At 63.3% G+C, this 17,156-nt stretch carries 18 protein-coding genes; 14 read left to right on the top strand and 4 right to left on the bottom strand.

From position 1 onward, the window contains the following. Positions 1-34: 34 nt before the first annotated feature. On the bottom strand, positions 35-643 hold the full coding sequence (locus NKG59_RS07845; protein ID WP_253536228.1) for an adenine phosphoribosyltransferase: 609 nt from the start codon (positions 641-643) through the stop codon (positions 35-37). A gap of 107 nt (positions 644-750) precedes the next feature. On the opposite strand from NKG59_RS07845, the gene NKG59_RS07840 reads away from it, so the two are divergent. Both NKG59_RS07840 and NKG59_RS07835 read left to right on the top strand, forming a co-directional pair. Further along, complete coding sequence (locus tag NKG59_RS07840; RefSeq protein WP_253536227.1) at positions 751-1,329, top strand: DJ-1/PfpI family protein; 579 nt, start codon at positions 751-753, stop codon at positions 1,327-1,329. Between the two features lie 41 nt (positions 1,330-1,370). Continuing rightward, positions 1,371-1,775 (top strand): ribbon-helix-helix domain-containing protein, encoded by a 405-nt coding sequence (locus NKG59_RS07835; protein WP_045202519.1) that lies wholly within the window; start codon positions 1,371-1,373, stop codon positions 1,773-1,775. Positions 1,776-1,784: 9 nt separating this feature from the next. Here the strand turns inward: NKG59_RS07835 and NKG59_RS07830 are convergent, their stop codons facing one another. Then, positions 1,785-3,764 carry a monovalent cation:proton antiporter family protein gene (locus tag NKG59_RS07830; protein ID WP_045202518.1) on the bottom strand — a complete coding sequence of 660 codons (1,980 nt, stop codon included), beginning with the start codon at positions 3,762-3,764 and terminating at the stop codon, positions 1,785-1,787. 323 nt (positions 3,765-4,087) lie between these two features. On the opposite strand from NKG59_RS07830, the gene NKG59_RS07825 reads away from it, so the two are divergent. The 12 genes from NKG59_RS07825 (at position 4,088) to NKG59_RS07770 (ending at position 13,909) form a co-directional block, all read left to right on the top strand. Beyond that, entirely contained in the window at positions 4,088-5,071 is a 984-nt protein-coding gene (locus NKG59_RS07825; protein ID WP_045202517.1) for a KpsF/GutQ family sugar-phosphate isomerase, read from the top strand. Positions 5,072-5,087: 16 nt separating this feature from the next. Then, positions 5,088-5,672 (top strand): KdsC family phosphatase, encoded by a 585-nt coding sequence (locus NKG59_RS07820; RefSeq protein WP_253536226.1) that lies wholly within the window; start codon positions 5,088-5,090, stop codon positions 5,670-5,672. Between the two features lie 4 nt (positions 5,673-5,676). Continuing rightward, a complete protein-coding gene (gene lptC, locus NKG59_RS07815) occupies positions 5,677-6,309 on the top strand; it encodes an LPS export ABC transporter periplasmic protein LptC (RefSeq protein WP_045202514.1) in 633 nt (210 codons plus the stop codon). Positions 6,310-6,368: 59 nt separating this feature from the next. Continuing rightward, on the top strand, positions 6,369-6,956 hold the full coding sequence (gene lptA / locus NKG59_RS07810; protein ID WP_253536225.1) for a lipopolysaccharide transport periplasmic protein LptA: 588 nt from the start codon (positions 6,369-6,371) through the stop codon (positions 6,954-6,956). Positions 6,957-6,986: 30 nt separating this feature from the next. Then, positions 6,987-7,775, top strand: coding sequence for an LPS export ABC transporter ATP-binding protein (lptB, locus tag NKG59_RS07805; RefSeq protein ID WP_004633384.1), 789 nt, complete (start codon positions 6,987-6,989; stop codon positions 7,773-7,775). A gap of 96 nt (positions 7,776-7,871) precedes the next feature. Then, positions 7,872-9,383: an RNA polymerase factor sigma-54 gene (locus NKG59_RS07800; protein WP_253536224.1), complete on the top strand. Its 1,512-nt coding sequence runs from the start codon at positions 7,872-7,874 to the stop codon at positions 9,381-9,383. 50 nt (positions 9,384-9,433) lie between these two features. Further along, on the top strand, positions 9,434-9,787 hold the full coding sequence (hpf, locus tag NKG59_RS07795) for a ribosome hibernation-promoting factor, HPF/YfiA family (protein ID WP_024976714.1): 354 nt from the start codon (positions 9,434-9,436) through the stop codon (positions 9,785-9,787). A gap of 347 nt (positions 9,788-10,134) precedes the next feature. Next, positions 10,135-10,590 carry a PTS IIA-like nitrogen regulatory protein PtsN gene (ptsN, locus tag NKG59_RS07790; RefSeq protein ID WP_012761097.1) on the top strand — a complete coding sequence of 152 codons (456 nt, stop codon included), beginning with the start codon at positions 10,135-10,137 and terminating at the stop codon, positions 10,588-10,590. A gap of 73 nt (positions 10,591-10,663) precedes the next feature. Then, on the top strand, positions 10,664-11,638 hold the full coding sequence (gene hprK, locus NKG59_RS07785; protein WP_004633393.1) for an HPr(Ser) kinase/phosphatase: 975 nt from the start codon (positions 10,664-10,666) through the stop codon (positions 11,636-11,638). A 186-nt stretch (positions 11,639-11,824) separates the two neighbouring features. Then, positions 11,825-12,166, top strand: a complete 342-nt coding sequence (locus tag NKG59_RS07780) for a PsiF family protein (protein WP_253536223.1) — start codon at positions 11,825-11,827, stop codon at positions 12,164-12,166. A 92-nt stretch (positions 12,167-12,258) separates the two neighbouring features. After that, complete coding sequence (gene rapZ, locus NKG59_RS07775) at positions 12,259-13,152, top strand: RNase adapter RapZ (RefSeq protein ID WP_027678304.1); 894 nt, start codon at positions 12,259-12,261, stop codon at positions 13,150-13,152. Between the two features lie 103 nt (positions 13,153-13,255). Beyond that, positions 13,256-13,909: an LON peptidase substrate-binding domain-containing protein gene (locus NKG59_RS07770; RefSeq protein ID WP_253536222.1), complete on the top strand. Its 654-nt coding sequence runs from the start codon at positions 13,256-13,258 to the stop codon at positions 13,907-13,909. A gap of 30 nt (positions 13,910-13,939) precedes the next feature. Here the strand turns inward: NKG59_RS07770 and mutY are convergent, their stop codons facing one another. Together mutY and NKG59_RS07760 are read right to left on the bottom strand one after the other, a co-directional pair. After that, the gene (gene mutY, locus NKG59_RS07765) at positions 13,940-15,088 is read right to left on the bottom strand and encodes an A/G-specific adenine glycosylase (protein ID WP_253536221.1); all 1,149 of its coding nucleotides are present in this window, start codon (positions 15,086-15,088) and stop codon (positions 13,940-13,942) included. 103 nt (positions 15,089-15,191) lie between these two features. Beyond that, positions 15,192-17,135, bottom strand: a complete 1,944-nt coding sequence (locus tag NKG59_RS07760; RefSeq protein ID WP_253536220.1) for a dynamin-like GTPase family protein — start codon at positions 17,133-17,135, stop codon at positions 15,192-15,194. Positions 17,136-17,156 lie beyond the last annotated feature (21 nt).

Here is a 17,156-nt window from a genome sequence, read left to right as displayed (position 1 = left end):
GCTGGCGCATCACGCAAAGGCAGCGGGTGCCTGCTCAGTGCCCATCAAAGCGGCAGACCGTGAAGAGCGGCAGCCCGCCGTCGATCAGCAGTTGCGAGCCGCCCAATTCGGGCAGGTCGACAATCGCCGCGCCCTCTACCACCGTCGCGCCCAGCCGTTCAAGCAGGCGCTTGCCGGCCATCATGGTGCCGCCGGTGGCGATCAGGTCGTCGATCAACAGGACGCGATCTCCGGGCTCGCAGGCATCGGCGTGGATTTCCACCGTCGCGCTGCCGTATTCGAGCATGTACTCCTCGGCCACGGTGTTGAACGGCAGCTTGCCTTTCTTGCGGATCGGCACAAAGCCGAGGTTCAGCTCATACGCCACGATCGAGCCGAGGATGAATCCACGCGCATCGATGCCCGCCACCAGATTCAGCCCCTGCCCCATGTAGCGATGGACGAATACGTCCACCAGCACGCGCAGGCTCTTTGGGTCCTGCAGCAGCGGCGTGATATCGCGAAACATCACCCCGGCCTGCGGCCAGTCCGGCACCGTGCGGATGCGGTCGCGCAGGTAGCGCGATACATCGCCCAATTCGGTAGAAGCGGGAATGGACGACGGTGTGAGCAGCGCCGCCTGGTGAGGGGGAACTTGGTTCATGGCAAAAACGGAAAGCAGGAAACGTGGTCTGCGGTAATGGGTTACCACCCGGGCCGAATGGCGCCGAACCACAATGGGCAAACCCCAACCATACAGGAGACACGGCAATGGCAAAGAAAATTCTGATGCTGGTCGGCGACTATGTGGAGGACTACGAAGTCATGGTCCCCTTCCAGGCGCTGCAGATGGTCGGCCACACGGTGCACGCCGTCTGTCCGGACAAGCGCGCTGGCGATTCCGTCGCGACCGCCATTCACGATTTCGAAGGCGCGCAGACGTACTCCGAAAAACCCGGCCATCGTTTCACCGTCAACGCCACCTTCGCCGACATCGACCCGGCAACGTATGACGCACTTGTCGTGCCCGGCGGCCGCGCGCCCGAATACCTGCGACTGAACGCCCGCGTGCTTGATGTCGTGCGGCACTTTGCCCATGCGGACAAACCCATCGCGGCCATCTGCCACGGTGCGCAGTTGCTGTCGGCGGCGGGCGTGCTGGAAGGCAAGGCGTGCTCGGCCTATCCGGCATGTGGCCCGGAAGTCACGGCGGCAGGCGGCACCTTCAAGGACATCCCCGTGGACCAGGCCCACACCGACGGCAAGCTGGTCACGGCGCCCGCCTGGCCGGCACATCCGGCGTGGTTGGCACAGTTTCTTGAAGTCCTGGGCACGCGGGTTCTACACTGATCCGGTTGCCCGCACGCCGGGCGCCCCAGGAGCCCCCGGCCATGTGCGAAATCTTCATCCGCGCCAATCCCCATTCCTACGATAGCCTCGCGCGTTCGCTACGCCTGCACGGCGTGGCGACCAGCGTGCGGCTGGAGTGCCTGTTCTGGGAGGTGCTCGAAGAGATTGGCCAGCGCGACGGCCTGACGGTCAACCAACTCATCAGCAAGCTCTATGACGAGTTGTTCGAGCGTCGCGGCGAGGTGGCGAACTTCGCGTCGTTCCTGCGCGTCTGCTGCCTGCGCTATCTCATGCTGAAGCAGGAGGGGCGCATTCCGGCCGATACGCGGGTGTCGATCAGTTCGCTCGATGCCACGGCGGTGCTGGATGGCCTGCCGGCCAACATGGCTGATGCCCCGCCGCCGCGCCGCTCACGCGGGCCGCTGCTGGAAGCGTTCATCAAGTAAGCGCTGGCATCAACGCGGCGAGAGCCGCTCCTCGGCCATCTGCAGCCCTTCGGGGGTGCCGCGCAGCACAACGATATCGCCCAGCTCCAGCACCGTGTCTGGATCGGGATCGAGTGCGCGAATGCCCTGGCGCCGGATCGCCGTGACCGACGTCTTGAACGTCTCCAGCCCCATCGTGCCAAGCTTATGGCCGATGGCCGGCGAGCCCTTTGCCAGCGGCACAGAATGCAGGCGCACGGCGTCGCGCTCGAGCATGTCTTCCTCGTCATCCTGGCCATGGAAGTAGCCGCGCAGCAGGCTGTAACGTGCGTCACGCATCTCCTGCGCACGCCGCACCACGCGGCGCAGCGGCACGCCCAGCAGCACCAGCGCGTGCGAGGCCAGCATCAGGCTCCCTTCGATGATTTCGGGGACGACCTCGGTGGCGCCAGCCTGCTGCAGCCGATCCAGGTCGGCATCGTCGATGGTGCGCACGATCACGGGCAGGGTCGGCTCCAGCGCCTGCACGTGGTGCAGCACCTTCAATGCGGACGCCGTATCGGCATACGTAACGGCGACCGCCGCTGCGCGGTGGATACCGGCGGCCACCAGTGATTCGCGCCGCGCCGCATCGCCGTAGACGACATGCTCGCCCGCGGCTGCAGCCTCGCGCACGCGGTCGGGGTCCAGGTCGAGCGCGACATAGCCGATGCCCTCCTGCTCCACCATGTGCGCCAGGTTCTGGCCGCTGCGCCCGTAGCCGCAGATGATGACGTGGCGCTCGGTGGCGATGCTCTGCGCGGCAATCTTGGTCATGGCCAGCGATTGCATCAGCCAGTCCGTGCGCGACAGCCGCATGGCGATCACGTCGCTGTACTGGATCAGGAATGGCGCGAGCAGCATCGACAGCAGCATCGCTGCCAGGATCGCTTGGCCGAGCAGCGGGTCAATCAGTCTCATGCCGTCAATCTGGTTGAGCAGCACGAAACCGAACTCACCGGCCTGCGCCAGCCCGAGCGCCGTGCGGATCGCCGCGCCGCCTCCCGAACCAAAGGCACGTGCCAGCAACGCAATCAGCACAAACTTGAACAGCACCGGCGCCATCACCAAGCCCAGCACCAGCGCCCAATGCTCGAAGACCACGCGCGGGTCCAGCAGCATGCCGACCGTCACGAAGAACAGCCCCAGCAGCACATCCCGGAACGGCTTGATGTCTTCTTCCACCTGCAGCTTGTACGGCGTTTCCGACACCAGCATGCCGGCCAGGAACGCGCCCAGCGCCATCGACAAGCCCAGCCGCTCGGTCAACGCGGCCATGCCCAGCGTGACCAGCAGCAGGTTCAGCATGAACAGCTCCTGCGAGCGGCGCGCCGCCACCAGGTGGAACCAGCGCGACAGCAGCTTCTGCCCCAGGAACAGGATCAGCACCAGCGCGACGGTGATCTTGAGCGCGGCAATGGACAGCGCGAGCACGAGGTCCGTCGGGTTCTTACCCAATGACGGCACCACGATCAGCAGCAGCACGACCGCCAGATCCTGGAACAGCAGCACGCTGATGATGTTGCGGCCATGCTCGGTCTCGAGCTGCAGACGCTCGGCCAGCATTTTCGAGACGATGGCCGTGGACGACATGGCCAACGCACCGCCCAGTGCCAGCCCGGCCTGCCAGGACAGCGGGTACCAGTGGGACAGCACCATCGAAACCGGAATCGTGAGCAGGATGGTCAACCCCACCTGCGACGCCCCGAGCCCCAGCACCAGCCGCCGCATCGAACGCAGCTTGGAGAGGTTGAACTCCAGCCCGATCGAGAACATCAGGAAGACCACCCCGAATTCCGCCAGGTAGCGCGTCTGCGCCGTATCGGATTCCAGCCCGGTCGCCTTCGGCCCGATGAGGACGCCCACCACGAGGTACGCCAGCATCGGCGGCAGTTGCAGCATCCGGAACAACACCACGCCGATCACGACGGCGGCCAGCAACACGAGGGTGAGTTCCAGCGGCGAATGCATGCGACGCGAAAAACCAATCGAAAGAGGTTGGACAGGAGGGCCAGATGCCGCGCATCAGGACGGTGCGTGCGCAAGCGAGCACGCAGGCGCTGCAAGACCGATGCCAGGATATAAACGAAGAACGCGATACGCGAGACGCCGCAGAGCAAAAAAATGACGGCGTGGCGACGGGCAGAAAAGTGATTTGAAAGCTGAATGCGGCGGCGCAGCAAAACGGAGCGCCCGCACGCCCCGCGACTCCCCGCAAAGCCAGCCCAAATGCAATGCCAGAACGAACGGCAGCCAATCAGGGCCAGTGTCAATCGTTGTTATACTTCGCCGCCATGATAGCGAATTTCAATCCGGATCGAGCGCTTGCGCTGGCGCAGCAAACCTTCGACATCGAAGCGCAAGCCGTACTCGGCCTCAAAACCCAGGTGTCCGCCGACTTTGCGCGCGCGGTCGAAATGGTGCTTGGCTGCACTGGCCGCGTCGTTGTGTCCGGCATGGGCAAATCCGGCCATGTCGCCCGGAAGATTGCCGCCACGCTGGCCTCAACCGGCACACCAGCCTTCTTTGTGCACCCGGCCGAAGCCAGCCATGGCGATCTCGGCATGGTCACCCGCGACGACGTTTTCATTGGCTTTTCCAATTCCGGCGAAGTGTCGGAGCTGAACGTCATCCTGCCGCTGGTCAAGCGGATGGGCGCCAAGCTGATCGCCGTCACGGGGAACCCGGCGTCCTCGCTCGGCAAGCACGCCGACGTGGTGCTCAACTCGCATGTCGATGTCGAAGCCTGCCCGCTGAACCTCGCTCCCACCGCCAGCACCACTGCGCAGATCGCGCTGGGCGATGCGCTGGCTGTGGCCGTGCTCGACGCACGCGGTTTCGGTGCCGAAGACTTCGCGCGCTCGCATCCGGGCGGCTCGCTCGGCCGCAAGCTGCTGACGCACGTGCGTGACGTCATGCGCGCCGGCGACGCCATCCCCCGCGTGAACCAAGACACGCCGCTGTCGCAAGCGCTGATGGAAATCACCCGCAAGGGCATGGCGATGACCGCCGTGGTCGATGCGCAAGGCCGCGCCGTGGGCGTGTTCACCGACGGAGACCTGCGCCGCCTGCTCGAAACCCCGCGCGACTGGCGCACAGTGCCCATCCACGAGGTCATGCACAGCAACCCGCGCTCGGTCGGCCCCGACCAGCTCGCTGTTGAAGCCGTCGAAGTCATGGAAACGCACCGCATCAACCAGTTGCTGGTGGTCGATGCCGCCGGCCTGCTGGTCGGCGCCCTGCACATCCACGACCTGACGCGGGCCAAGGTCATCTGACCCGCCCACGCTGCTGATGACCACCCCGGCCGATCCAGTCCACAGCAACATCGACGCTCGCTTTCCGCAGGCAATGGAACGCGCCGCGCGCGTGCGTCTGATGGTGTTCGATGTGGATGGCGTGCTGACCGACGGCCGCCTGCTGGTCGGCCCTGAGGGTGAAATCAGCAAGGCGTTCGACACGCTCGACGGCCACGGCATCAAGCTTCTGGCACAGGCCGGCGTCATGCCGGCCATCATTAGCGGACGGCAATCCGAGATCGTGGCCTGGCGCGCCGGGGAACTCGGCATCGAACATCTGTACCAAGGCGTATCCGACAAGCGCGAGGCATTTGCCCATTTGTTGGCCGCCACGCAACTTCAGGCCACCGACGCCGGCTACATGGGCGACGACTGGCCCGACCTTCCGGTGATGACGATGGTGGGCTTTACCGCCTGCCCCGCCCAGGCCCATGCCGAACTGCGCAGCCGCGCCCACTATGTAGCCCAGGCCACGGGCGGACGCGGCGCAGTGCGCGAAGTCGCCGATCTGATCCTCAAGGCCCAAGGCGCCTACGACGACCTGCTTGCGCAACTGCTGCAGGCCCCGCAATCCTTCTGACTCCATGGCCAGCGAACGCTCCCAACGCCTCGTCTCCACCGTGCTGCAGGTCATGCTGCGCGGGCTGCCCATTCTGCTGATGGCGATCGTCTGCGGCGTCACGTTCCTGCTCGTGCAGGTCAATACGCCTCAAACCGACGAAGCCGCCACCCAGCCCAAGCGCCACATCGCCGACTACACGATGGACGGCATCTCGGCCACCGCCCTGGACGAGACCGGCACGACCAAATACCGCTTCACCGGCGTCCACATGAATCACTATGAGGATGACCTGACCTACGACGTCACGTATCCCGCGCTGCGCGTGTATGCGCCCGACCGCCCGCAGGTCACCGCCCGTGCAGACCTCGGCAAGATGAACGGCGACGGCACCATCATCGATCTGTACAACAACGCCAAGGTCATCCGCGCGCAGGGCCCCGACGCCCGCCAGGACCCGCTGATGACGGCCGACTCGACGTACTTCCAGGTGCTGCTCAACGACGACATCGTGCGCACCGACAAGCCGGTCGAGCTGCACCGGGGGCCGTCGATCATGAACGCCAACGGCCTCACCTTCAACAACGTGACGCGCCAAGTACAATTGCTGGGCAATGTGCGCGGCCGAATCGAAGGGCTTGGGGCGCCAAAGCAGTAAACTCTGCCCCCGACACCTGACTACGCCCACCGACCGCGCCCTTCTCCGACGTGATCCCCATGACTGATTCCCTCCGTGCTGCCGGCCTCGCCATCCTCGCTGCGCTGCTGCTCCCGGCCCTGCCCGCGCACGCCGAGCGCGCCGACCGCGACAAGCCGCTCGTGCTCGAAGCCGACAACGCCAGCTACGACGATCTGAAGCAGGTCTACCACTTGACCGGCAACGTAGTGCTGACCAAGGGCACCATGGTGCTGCGCTCAGACGAGGCCGATCTGCGGACCGATCCCGAGGGCTACAACTACGCTGTCGCCACATCCAAGCCCGGCAATCTCGCCTTCATTCGCCAGAAGCGGGACAACGTCGACGAATACATCCAGGGTTGGGGCGAGCGCATCGAATACGACGGCAAGCAAGAGATTTCCAAGCTGATCACCCGCGCACGCATGGAGCGCCTGCAAGGCGCGACGCAGCTCGACGAAATCCGCGGCGCGGTCATCACGTACGACGGTCAGAAGGAGTTCTACACGGCCTCGGGCGGCGCGGAAAACGCCACCTCCGCCAACCCGTCGGGCCGCGTGCGCGCCGTTCTCGCACCGCGCACAAGCACGCCTGCCGCGCCGGCATCCAGCCCGGCCGCCAAGCCCTGATCCGCACCGCCTGTCTTTTCTGTTTCGCTTATGTCTGCCACCACCCTCGCCCCCAAAACTGCAGCGCCGCAGGCCACGACTTCCAGCACGCTGGTCGTCCGCCATCTGAAGAAGCGCTACGGCACGCGCACGGTGGTCAAGGACGTGTCGCTTGACGTTAAAAGTGGCGAAGTGGTCGGCCTACTCGGCCCCAACGGCGCGGGCAAGACGACCTCCTTCTACATGATCGTCGGCCTGGTAGCGCTGGACGCCGGCGACATCGTGCTCGACGGCGAACACATCAGCCGCTTGCCAATCCACCAGCGTGCGCGCATGGGCCTGTCGTATCTACCGCAGGAAGCGTCGGTGTTCCGCAAGCTCAACGTGCAAGAAAACATCCGCGCGGTGCTCGAGCTGCAGGAACAGAACGGCAAGAAGCTCTCGCAAGACGAAGTCAACCGCCGCCTCGATGGCCTGCTCGACGACTTGCAGATCGCCCACCTGCGCGACAACCCTGCGCTGTCGCTCTCGGGTGGTGAACGCCGCCGCGTGGAGATTGCCCGCGCGCTGGCCTCGTCGCCGCGCTTCATCCTGCTCGATGAACCGTTTGCCGGCGTCGATCCGATCGCGGTGGGCGAGATTCAACGCATCGTCAGCTTCCTGAAAGACCGCAATATCGGCGTGCTGATCACCGATCACAACGTGCGAGAAACGCTGGGCATCTGCGATCACGCGTACATCATCAGCGAAGGCACCGTGCTGGCTGCAGGCATGCCGGAACAGATCATCGAAAACGAGGATGTACGCAAGGTGTATCTGGGCGATAACTTCCGAATGTAAGCCACGCTGCACGCTTACGCCTTAAGGACGTGGCAAAGCCGCACCTTAAAGCAAAATCCGTTCCATCGACCGAGTGTTGGGCATAGAATAGCCCGCATGAAACAGTCGCTCCAGCTCCGTCTCTCCCAGCATCTCGCGCTCACGCCGCAGTTGCAGCAATCGATCAGACTGCTGCAGTTATCGACCATCGAACTGCAGCAAGAAGTTGAGCAGGCCCTGACCGAGAACCCGCTGCTGGAGCGGGAAAATGAGTGGCTCGACACCTCCGCGCGCATTGGCGCGGACGGCTCCGTGAACGCACTGCAAAGCAACAGCGCCACGCCCCTACCCACCGAATCGCCCCCGCCCGCACCGAACGGTGCCGACAGCAGCAACAGCTCAGACAGCAGCTACGAGAACGGTCACGACAGCGGCGCCGATTTCGACAGCGATTACGGCTCCGACCGCTCCGACTGGAGCCTTGACGACTTCGCCCGCAAACCGCAATCCGACGAAGACGACCGCGCCCCGCTGCAGTTGCGCGAAGCCGAACAAAGCCTGCGCGAATTCCTCATGGAGCAACTCGCGCCGCTCAAGCTGTCGATGCTCGACAAGGGCCTCGTCATCTTCCTGATCGAATCGCTCGACGACGAAGGTTATCTCTCGGGCACGCTCGATGAAATCCTCGCGGATCTGCCCGCCGAACTCGAAGTCGAACTCGACGAACTGCAAGCCGCCCTGCGCATGCTGCAGAGCTTCGACCCGCCTGGCGTCGGCGCGCGTTCAGCTGCTGAATGCCTGTCACTGCAATTGCATCGGCTCGATTCGCCTGCGAAAGCGCTGGCGCTCATCATCGTCAATCAGCATCTCGAACTGCTGGCCGCGCGCGACTACACGCGTCTGAAGAAGGCACTGTCCGTCGACGAACCCGCACTGAAAGCAGCGCATGAGCTGATTCGTTCACTGACACCGTTCCCGGGTCATGCATTCGGCCGCGCTGAGGCGGATTTCGTAGTGCCTGACGTGATCGTGCGCAAAACGAGCGCTGGCTGGATGGCGCAACTGAACCCCGATGTCATGCCGCGCCTGCGCATCAACGACATGTACGCGCAAATCCTGCGCGGCAGCCGCGGTGAATCGGGGGCCGCCAATCTGCAGCAGAAGCTGCAGGAAGCACGTTGGCTGATCAAGAACATTCAGCAGCGCTTCGATACGATCCTGCGTGTCTCGCAAGCCATTGTCGAGCGTCAAAAGAGCTTCTTCACGCACGGCGAAATCGCCATGCGCCCCTTGGTTTTGCGGGAAATAGCCGATACACTGGGTCTACACGAGTCCACGATCTCCCGTGTGACAACCAACAAATACATGGCGACCCCGATGGGGACGTTCGAGTTGAAGTACTTCTTCGGCAGCCATGTATCGACGGAAACCGGCGGGGCTGCGTCATCCACTGCGATACGCGCGCTCATCAAGCAACTTGTAGGAGCCGAAGACCCGAAGAATCCTCTGTCCGATAGCAGAATTGCCGAGCTGTTAGGTGAACAAGGATTCGTGGTGGCCCGTCGGACGGTGGCCAAATACCGCGAAGCCCTCAAGATCCCTGCAGTGAATTTGCGCAAGTCTTTATAGCCGCATCGCGGGCAGTTCCGGTGCGGCTCATCTTGAGAAGGAGAACCGCTATGAACTTCAAACTCAGTGGACACCACCTGGACATCACGCCCGCTTTGCGTGAGTACGTGGAAACGAAACTGGAGCGTGTGATCAGGCACTTCGATCAGGTGATTGGCGTCAGCGTGTTGCTATCGGTCGATAACCACAAGGAGAAGGATCGGCGTCAGTACGCGGAAATCAACTTGCACCTCAAGGGTAAGGACGTCTTCGTCGAATCACACCATGAAGATCTTTATGCGGCCATCGACCTACTCGTCGATAAACTGGACAGGCAAGTGATCAAGTACAAGGACCGCGTGCAAGGGCACGATCGTGACAGCATGAAGCACCAAGCCCTCCAGGCCGTGCAGATGCAGCAATAGCAGGACGGCACCGCAAAAACCGCGCCCCAAGTTGGCGCGGTTTTTTTATGCCGTGGTGCATTCGTGACGAATCCGATTGCAACGGATTTAAGTCGGGCTAAAATCTGACGAAAGTATGAATGCTGGCGTGGCGCGGTTTTTGGCGCGATGCTGGCAAAAACAGGGTCGATGCCGCGCGCACATTGCCGGCATCGGCTGATCGCAGCCCCTGGGGGATTCGCTTCTCTGCCCTACGCGGTGCGCCGCTGGTGCGCCGCACAAAGCCGCGCGGCACGTGGTCTATAATGACCCCATTGTCCGCGCGCCATCTTGGTGCAGAAGGACGCCGCTCATTTCACGCATTGCACATGAATCGCTTGGCCAAACTGCTGCCGCCCGGGAACATTGCCCTTGACGTCAGCGTAACCAGCAAAAAGCGGGTATTTGAACAGGCCGGCCTGCTGTTCGAGAACAACCACGGCGTGACGCGCGCAGTCGTCACCGACAACCTGTTTGCGCGCGAGTCGCTTGGTTCCACGGGTCTGGGCGCCGGCGTGGCGATCCCGCATGGCCGTATCAAGGGGCTCAAGCAACCGCTGGCTGCATTCATGCGCCTATCGGAGCCGGTGCCTTTTGAGTCACCGGACGGCAAACCCGTCTCGTTGCTGATCTTTTTGCTGGTGCCCGAACAGGCCACCCAGCAGCATCTGGAAATCCTCTCTGAAATCGCCCAGTTGCTGTCCGACCGAGACATGCGCGAAGGCCTCGCCACCCTGCCGTCGCCCGAGGCGATTCACCAGCTACTGACCGACTGGCGGCCCTGATCGCAGCGCAATCGGTGGCAAGCGCAACCGATTGCGAACGCGCTATGCCCCGTCGGCACCACTGTGCCCTGCTATGGAACTGACCGGCGTCATCGCCCAATCGATCTTTGACGACAACGCAGCTGATCTGAAGCTGTCGTGGGTCGCCGGCCTGGAGGGCGCGGACCGCGCGTTCGACGTGGATTTCGCCAAGGAAGCGACATCTGCTGCCGACCTGGTCGGGCACTTGAACCTTATCCACCCGAATCGCATCCAGGTGCTCGGCAAGCCCGAGATCACCTATTACCAGCGCTTGTCGGAAGAAAACCGCAAGCGGCAGATGGGCGAGTTGATCCTGCTTGAGCCGCCCTTCCTGGTCGTGGCCGATGGTGTGGATCCGCCGCCCGATCTGGAACTGCGCTGCACCCGCTCGTCCACGCCACTGTTCACGTCGCCGATTTCGTCGGCCGCGGTCATTGATCATCTGCGTCTGTATCTGTCACGCATCTCGGCACCGCGCGTGACGATGCACGGGGTGTTTCTCGACATCCTCGGCATGGGCGTGCTGATCATGGGCGATTCTGGCCTGGGCAAAAGCGAATTGGGCCTGGAGCTGATCTCGCGCGGTCACGGTCTAGTGGCCGATGACGCAGTCGATTTCGTTCGCCTCGGGCCGGACTTTATCGAAGGCCGCTGCCCGCCGCTGCTGCAGAATCTGCTGGAAGTGCGCGGGCTAGGCCTGCTCGACATCAAGACGATTTTCGGTGAGACGGCGGTGCGCCGGAAGATGAAGATCAAGCTGATCGTCCAGCTCGTGCGCCGCAACGATGGCGAGTTCGAGCGCCTGCCACTGGATTCGCAGTACCTCGATGTGCTCGGCTTGCCGATCCACATGGTGAAGATCCAGGTGGCGGCGGGCCGCAACTTGGCCGTGCTGGTCGAGGCGGCCGTGCGCAACACGATCCTGCGCTTGCGCGGCATCGATACGCTGCGCGACTTCATGGACCGCCAGCGCGCCGCCATGCAGGCCGAAGCTGCCTCGCACTCGCCTCAGGGTCGCCTGCTTTAACAAAGTCGCCACAAAGTTTCGCTATCGGGCCGGTTTTACCCTAGTTTTCGTTACGAAACGTCAACCTGACATGCGACCTCTCCGTTGTGGGAGGGAATGCGCCGAGCACGCACGCGGCGGCGTTCATCGCGAGCGCGGCGGCCGTCTTCGCCCGCTCTTCTGACGGTACCCAAGGAGAACACGACGATGAAACAACTGTTTGCCGCTTGCGCCCTCGCGCTCCCGTTCCTGGCTGGCCAGGTTTTCGCCCAAGGCAGCGCACCGGCAGCCGCGCCGGCCGCACCTGCAACCGCTCCGGCAGCCAAGAATTCGCAGCAAGAAAAGATGAAGCAATGCAACATGGACGCCGCCGGCAAGAAGGGCGACGAGCGCAAGGCTTTCATGAAAGGCTGTCTGTCTGACAAGCCGGCCGCAGCCGCTAAGCCGATGACGCAGCAGGAAAAGATGGCGGCCTGCTCTAAGGCCAACAAGGGCAAGAAGGGCGACGCCTACAAGAACGCCCAGAAAGAGTGCCTCTCGAAGGGCTGAGCATTCCTTTAGCTTCGTAAAAAAAGGCGGCCAGATCGGTCGCCTTTTTTACTGGTCGCTGCTTTGCAATACAGGGATGCTATCCTCGCGGCATGCGGATCATTCTCATCACCGGTATGTCGGGTTCAGGGAAATCGGTCGCCCTGAACGTGCTCGAAGACGCAGGTTACTACTGCGTCGACAACCTGCCCGCGCAGTTCATCCCCGAACTGGCGCGCTATCTGGCGGACCAGGGTTATACGCATCTGGGCGTGGCCACTGACATCCGCAGCCGTGAATCGCTGCGCAAGGTGCCCGAGACGGTCACCGTGCTGCGCAAGGAACACGACGTGCGCATGCTCTTCCTGACAGCAAGCACGAACGCGCTGGTGCAGCGCTATTCCGAGACGCGCCGTCGGCATCCGCTGTCGATCCGTAACGGCCGCCCTGACACCGCCGCAAACGTGCAAGCGGCCGCCAAGGGCCTGGACACCTCGCTCATCGAAGCGATCGAAATGGAACGCGAGCTGCTGAGCCCGCTTGCTGATCCGGCCCATCGCATCGACACCAGCACGCTGCGCACAAACGCCCTGCGCGCGTACATCAAGGAATTCATCAGCGACGAGCCGCATGACATCACGTTGATGTTCGAATCGTTCGGCTTCAAGCATGGCGTGCCGACCGACGCCGATCTCGTCTTCGACGTGCGTTCGCTGCCCAACCCGTACTACGACACGCAACTGCGCCCACTCACCGGGCGCGACCAGCCTGTCATCGATTTCCTGCAAAGCCAGCCGATGGTCCTTGCAATGGCAGAGGATATTCGCGCCTACGTGGAAAAGTGGTTGCCGAGTTTCATCGCCGACAACCGCAGCTACCTGACCGTCGCGATCGGCTGCACGGGCGGCCAGCATCGTTCGGTGTACATCGCAGAACGGCTTGCCACGTACTTCCGCGCGCATGGTAATGTGTTGGTCCGCCACCGCGAATTGGCCGTAGACGGCTGAACTGCGCGCCAGACACACCGAGCGCGTTGGCCAGCCTCATTGGATGCGGCTTCTTGCGCGGCGCCACGCGAAAGTCTTGCCGCCGTCTGCTGAAAGCCCGTCCATGCAAGAAGACATCGCTCTCTCACCGTTCTCGCCGCTGCCACCGCTGCCCACCGAGCTGCCGCTGTTTCCGTTGCACACGGTGCTGTTTCCCGGCGGCCTTCTCCCGCTACGCATTTTCGAAGCCCGCTACATCGACATGGTGCGCACGTGCCTGCGCGACAAGACGCCGTTCGGTGTCTGCCTGATCGAGCGCGGCAACGAAGTTGCCGCCACGGATGGCCCAACCGTACCGGTCGACGTGGGCTGCATCGCCCACATCGTCGAATGCGACATGGAGCAACTCGGCCTGCTCATGATCAAGGTGCGCGGCACGCAGCGCTTCAAGGTGCTTTCGTTCGAGACTACGCCCGACGGCCTCATGCGCGGCACGGTCGAGCCCATCGGCCAGGACGTGGAAGACTGCAAGGGCGAACTTTTCGACGATTGCGTGGGCGCCCTGCGCCGCATCATCACCACGCTCGGATCACGCGAAGATGGCAACGTCCCGATGGCGGAACCCTATGAGTGGACCAGCCCCAGCTGGGTCGCAAATCGACTTTGTGAACTGCTGCCGGTGCCGCTCAAAGCCAAGCAGAAGTTGATGGAACTGATGGATGCCGGCATGCGCATCGAGATCGTCCATCGCTACATGAAGCAGCATCACATTCTGTGATGCCGTATCAGCCAAGCCCGGCCGAACTGGCTAGATCAGGCTTGGCTGCACCAGCGTCTCCAGCGCCAACTTCACCGGCGCAGGCAATCCCACCGAATTGAGTTGCGCGAGCGGTATCCAGCGCCAGTCATCATTGAGCGCGACGGGCATGGTGACGTCCGCGCGCAGCAGGTGCATATGCAGGCGGAAGTGCGTAAAGGTGTGCGTGAGCGCGCCTGCCATTTCCACGGTCGAGACCGCGCCATATGCCTGCGCGGCACGACGCACGGTGCCCGCATCCAACGGATGCGCGTCGAGCGCGTCGTCCATCTCGCCCACCAGCGGCAAAGACCACAATCCACCCCAGATGCCCCGTTGCGGCCGACGCTGCAGCAAGACCGCGTCAGCGTGCAGTGCGATGACGAGCGTCGCGGCCCGTTCGGGTATCGCCTTACGCGGGCGCGGCACGGGCAATTCCATCACGCGATCGGCACTACGCGCTTCGCATAGCGATTCGAGCGGACAGGCGCGTTCGCCGGTCAGGCATGCCGGTTTGCCGCGCGTGCAGACGGTGGCTCCCAGGTCCATCAAACCCTGCGTGTACGGCTGAATGCCTTTGGCTGGCGGCAGCACGGCTTCAGCGATGCGCCACATGGTGTCTTCCACGCGCTTGTCGCCAGGAAAGCCATCGATGCCGAACACACGCGCAAACACGCGCTTGACGTTGCCATCCAGAATGGCCGCGCGCACGCCGTACGAAAACGCTGCGATGGCCGCCGCGGTCGAGCGGCCGATGCCCGGCAGCGTCGCCAACACGTCGGGATCGCGCGGGAAGATGCCGCCGTGCTCCGCCACCACGATCTGCGCGCAGCGATGCAAGTTGCGCGCGCGCGTGTAATAGCCGAGGCCGGCCCACGCAGCCATCACGTCGTCTGCAGGCGCAGCGGCCAGCGCCTGCACGGTCGGGAAGCGCTCGATGAAGCGTGCGTAATAGCCCAGCACCGCGCTCACCTGCGTCTGCTGCAGCATGATCTCTGACAGCCACGTGCGATATGCGTCGCCGGTGTTCTGCCACGGCAAATGGTGGCGGCCATGACGCTGCTGCCATGCGATGACGCGCACGGCAAAATCATCGGGGAGCGAAGGCAATACGGCAGCAGGTTGCGCGGCGCGGCGCGTGCGGCGAGGGGTGGCGGTCATGCGTGTGATGGGGAAGCGGCGAGCAGAAGATGCGCGCTGGCGGCGATCCTACCAGAACAAAAAAGGCGCCCTCAGGCGCCTTCTCCGTGACCAGCGATGCGCGTCAGGCCGCGAATGACTGCCGCTCCAGAATCGTTCCGGCCGCGAGAATGCGATCGGTGTACTGGGCTATCGTGCCGCTGCGCTCATCCAGCGTATTGAGCAGCGCTTCGAGTTCAGTAATGCGCGCTTCCAGCGTATCGGTCGCCTCGTGAATGCGCTCGATCGAATCGACACGCTTGCGCAGTTGCTTCTGGTGATCGCGCACCTGCGCTTCGAGCGGCGTCATGACCGACTTCAGCCAGATCTCGATGTCGCGGTTCATGTCCTGGAAGGTATCCAGCACGCGGCTGGCCACCGTCGAGAACGCACCATGCACGAGTTGCGGCTTCGGACGGGTCAGGAAGCTGAACGCGCCAAAGTGGTTGTGCGCGAGCATCAGCGTTTCTTTCAGATCGGCGTCATAGCGCGTGCCCAGGAAGCGCAGCGGCGGCGACAGCGTGAAGCCGTGCTCGGCGTTGAACTTCTTGTACATGCCATCGACCATCTGGTGCAGTTGGTCGATGCGGTTGGCGGCATCTCGCACCAGGCCCGTCAGGTGGCCGAAGAGCTTGTCCATGTCGTCGCGCAGGCCGCGCGAGAACACGCGCTCCTTCATCTTCTCGCGTGCTTCGCGCATCGTCGAGCGGATCTGCTTGAGTTGCACACTCTTGATGATCTCCGCGCTGTGGCGGCCGAACACCGTACGCAGCGCCTGAAACTTGGCGATGCTCTGCTCGAACTCTTCCTTCTCGCCCTGCACGCGCATCAGCATGTGCTTGACCATCGTGTGGTTCTTGCCGCGCAGGCCGCGCAGCTCGAACAACTGCTCGACGATGTCGCGGCGGCGCATCTGCAGCAGTTGCTGCGCGCCGGTGGCCATGTCCTTCACGGCCAGTTGAACCTGCTCGGTCACGATCTCGCGACGCTGCGGAATCAGCTGATCCGACAGCACCGACTCCAGCTCCGGCAGCCGGCTCTTGGCCAGCAGCTCATGGTCATGACTGACCTTGGCCACCAGACCCTTCTGCGCCGACACCGGATACACGCGCTCGACATCGATATCGAGCACCTGCGCCGTCGTCATGATCTGGCGGCTGACTTCGTTCTCGACTTCCTCTTCGGACTTGAGCGGATCCCACAGGCCATCGACCTTGTTTAGCACCGCGATGCAGCCCTTGCGCTGGCCGCCGCCCACGTGCGAGCGCCACAGCTCCAGGTCGCTCTTGGTCACGCCGGCATCCGCTGCCAGCACGAACACGACGACATGCGCATCGGGAATCAGGCGCAGCGTCAGTTCCGGCTCGGTACCGATGGCGTTCAGGCCCGGCGTATCCAGAATCACCAGCCCCTGCTTGAGCATCGGGTGCGGGAAATTGATGATCGCGTGACGCCACTTCGACACTTCGACCGTGCCTGCGGCATCCACCGAGAACGCGGCGTCAGGATCGGCGTCGTTATAGAGACCCAGTTGTTCAGCTTCTTCCTTGGGCACACGCACGGTTTCCACCACGTGGCGGAACGCTTCGAGCATGCCCTCGGGCGACGACGGATCGAGCGGCACTGACAGCCAGTGGCTGCCCGCATCGCGAAAATCGGCCGTCGATGCATCATGCAGACGCGTCTCGATCGGCAGCAGGCGGATCGACGGCGCGTAGCTGTCGTCGTACATCAGTTCGGTCGGACACATCGTGGTCCGGCCCGCCGACGACGGCAAAATGCGGCGGCCAAAATCCGCAAAGAAGATGGCGTTGATCAGTTCGCTCTTGCCGCGCGAGAACTCGGCAATGAAGGCCACCTTCAGTTTGTCGCTGCGCAGGACGCCGCGGATGCGCTGCGCGCGCATGTCAGCCTGGGCGTCATACAGCTCCTGCGCTTGCAGCCAGTCCTGGAATTCCCCCACCGACTGCAGTACCGAAGCGCGCCAGGCGCTGTACTGCTCGAACTGTGTGCTCAGTGTGTTGTTCATCGTTCTGTCTTATTGTGTGCG

Source organism: Ralstonia chuxiongensis, assembly GCF_024158925.1.
In the GTDB taxonomy this organism is placed as follows: Bacteria; Pseudomonadota; Gammaproteobacteria; order Burkholderiales; family Burkholderiaceae; genus Ralstonia; species Ralstonia chuxiongensis.
This window is presented reverse-complemented; position numbering and strand designations above follow the sequence as displayed.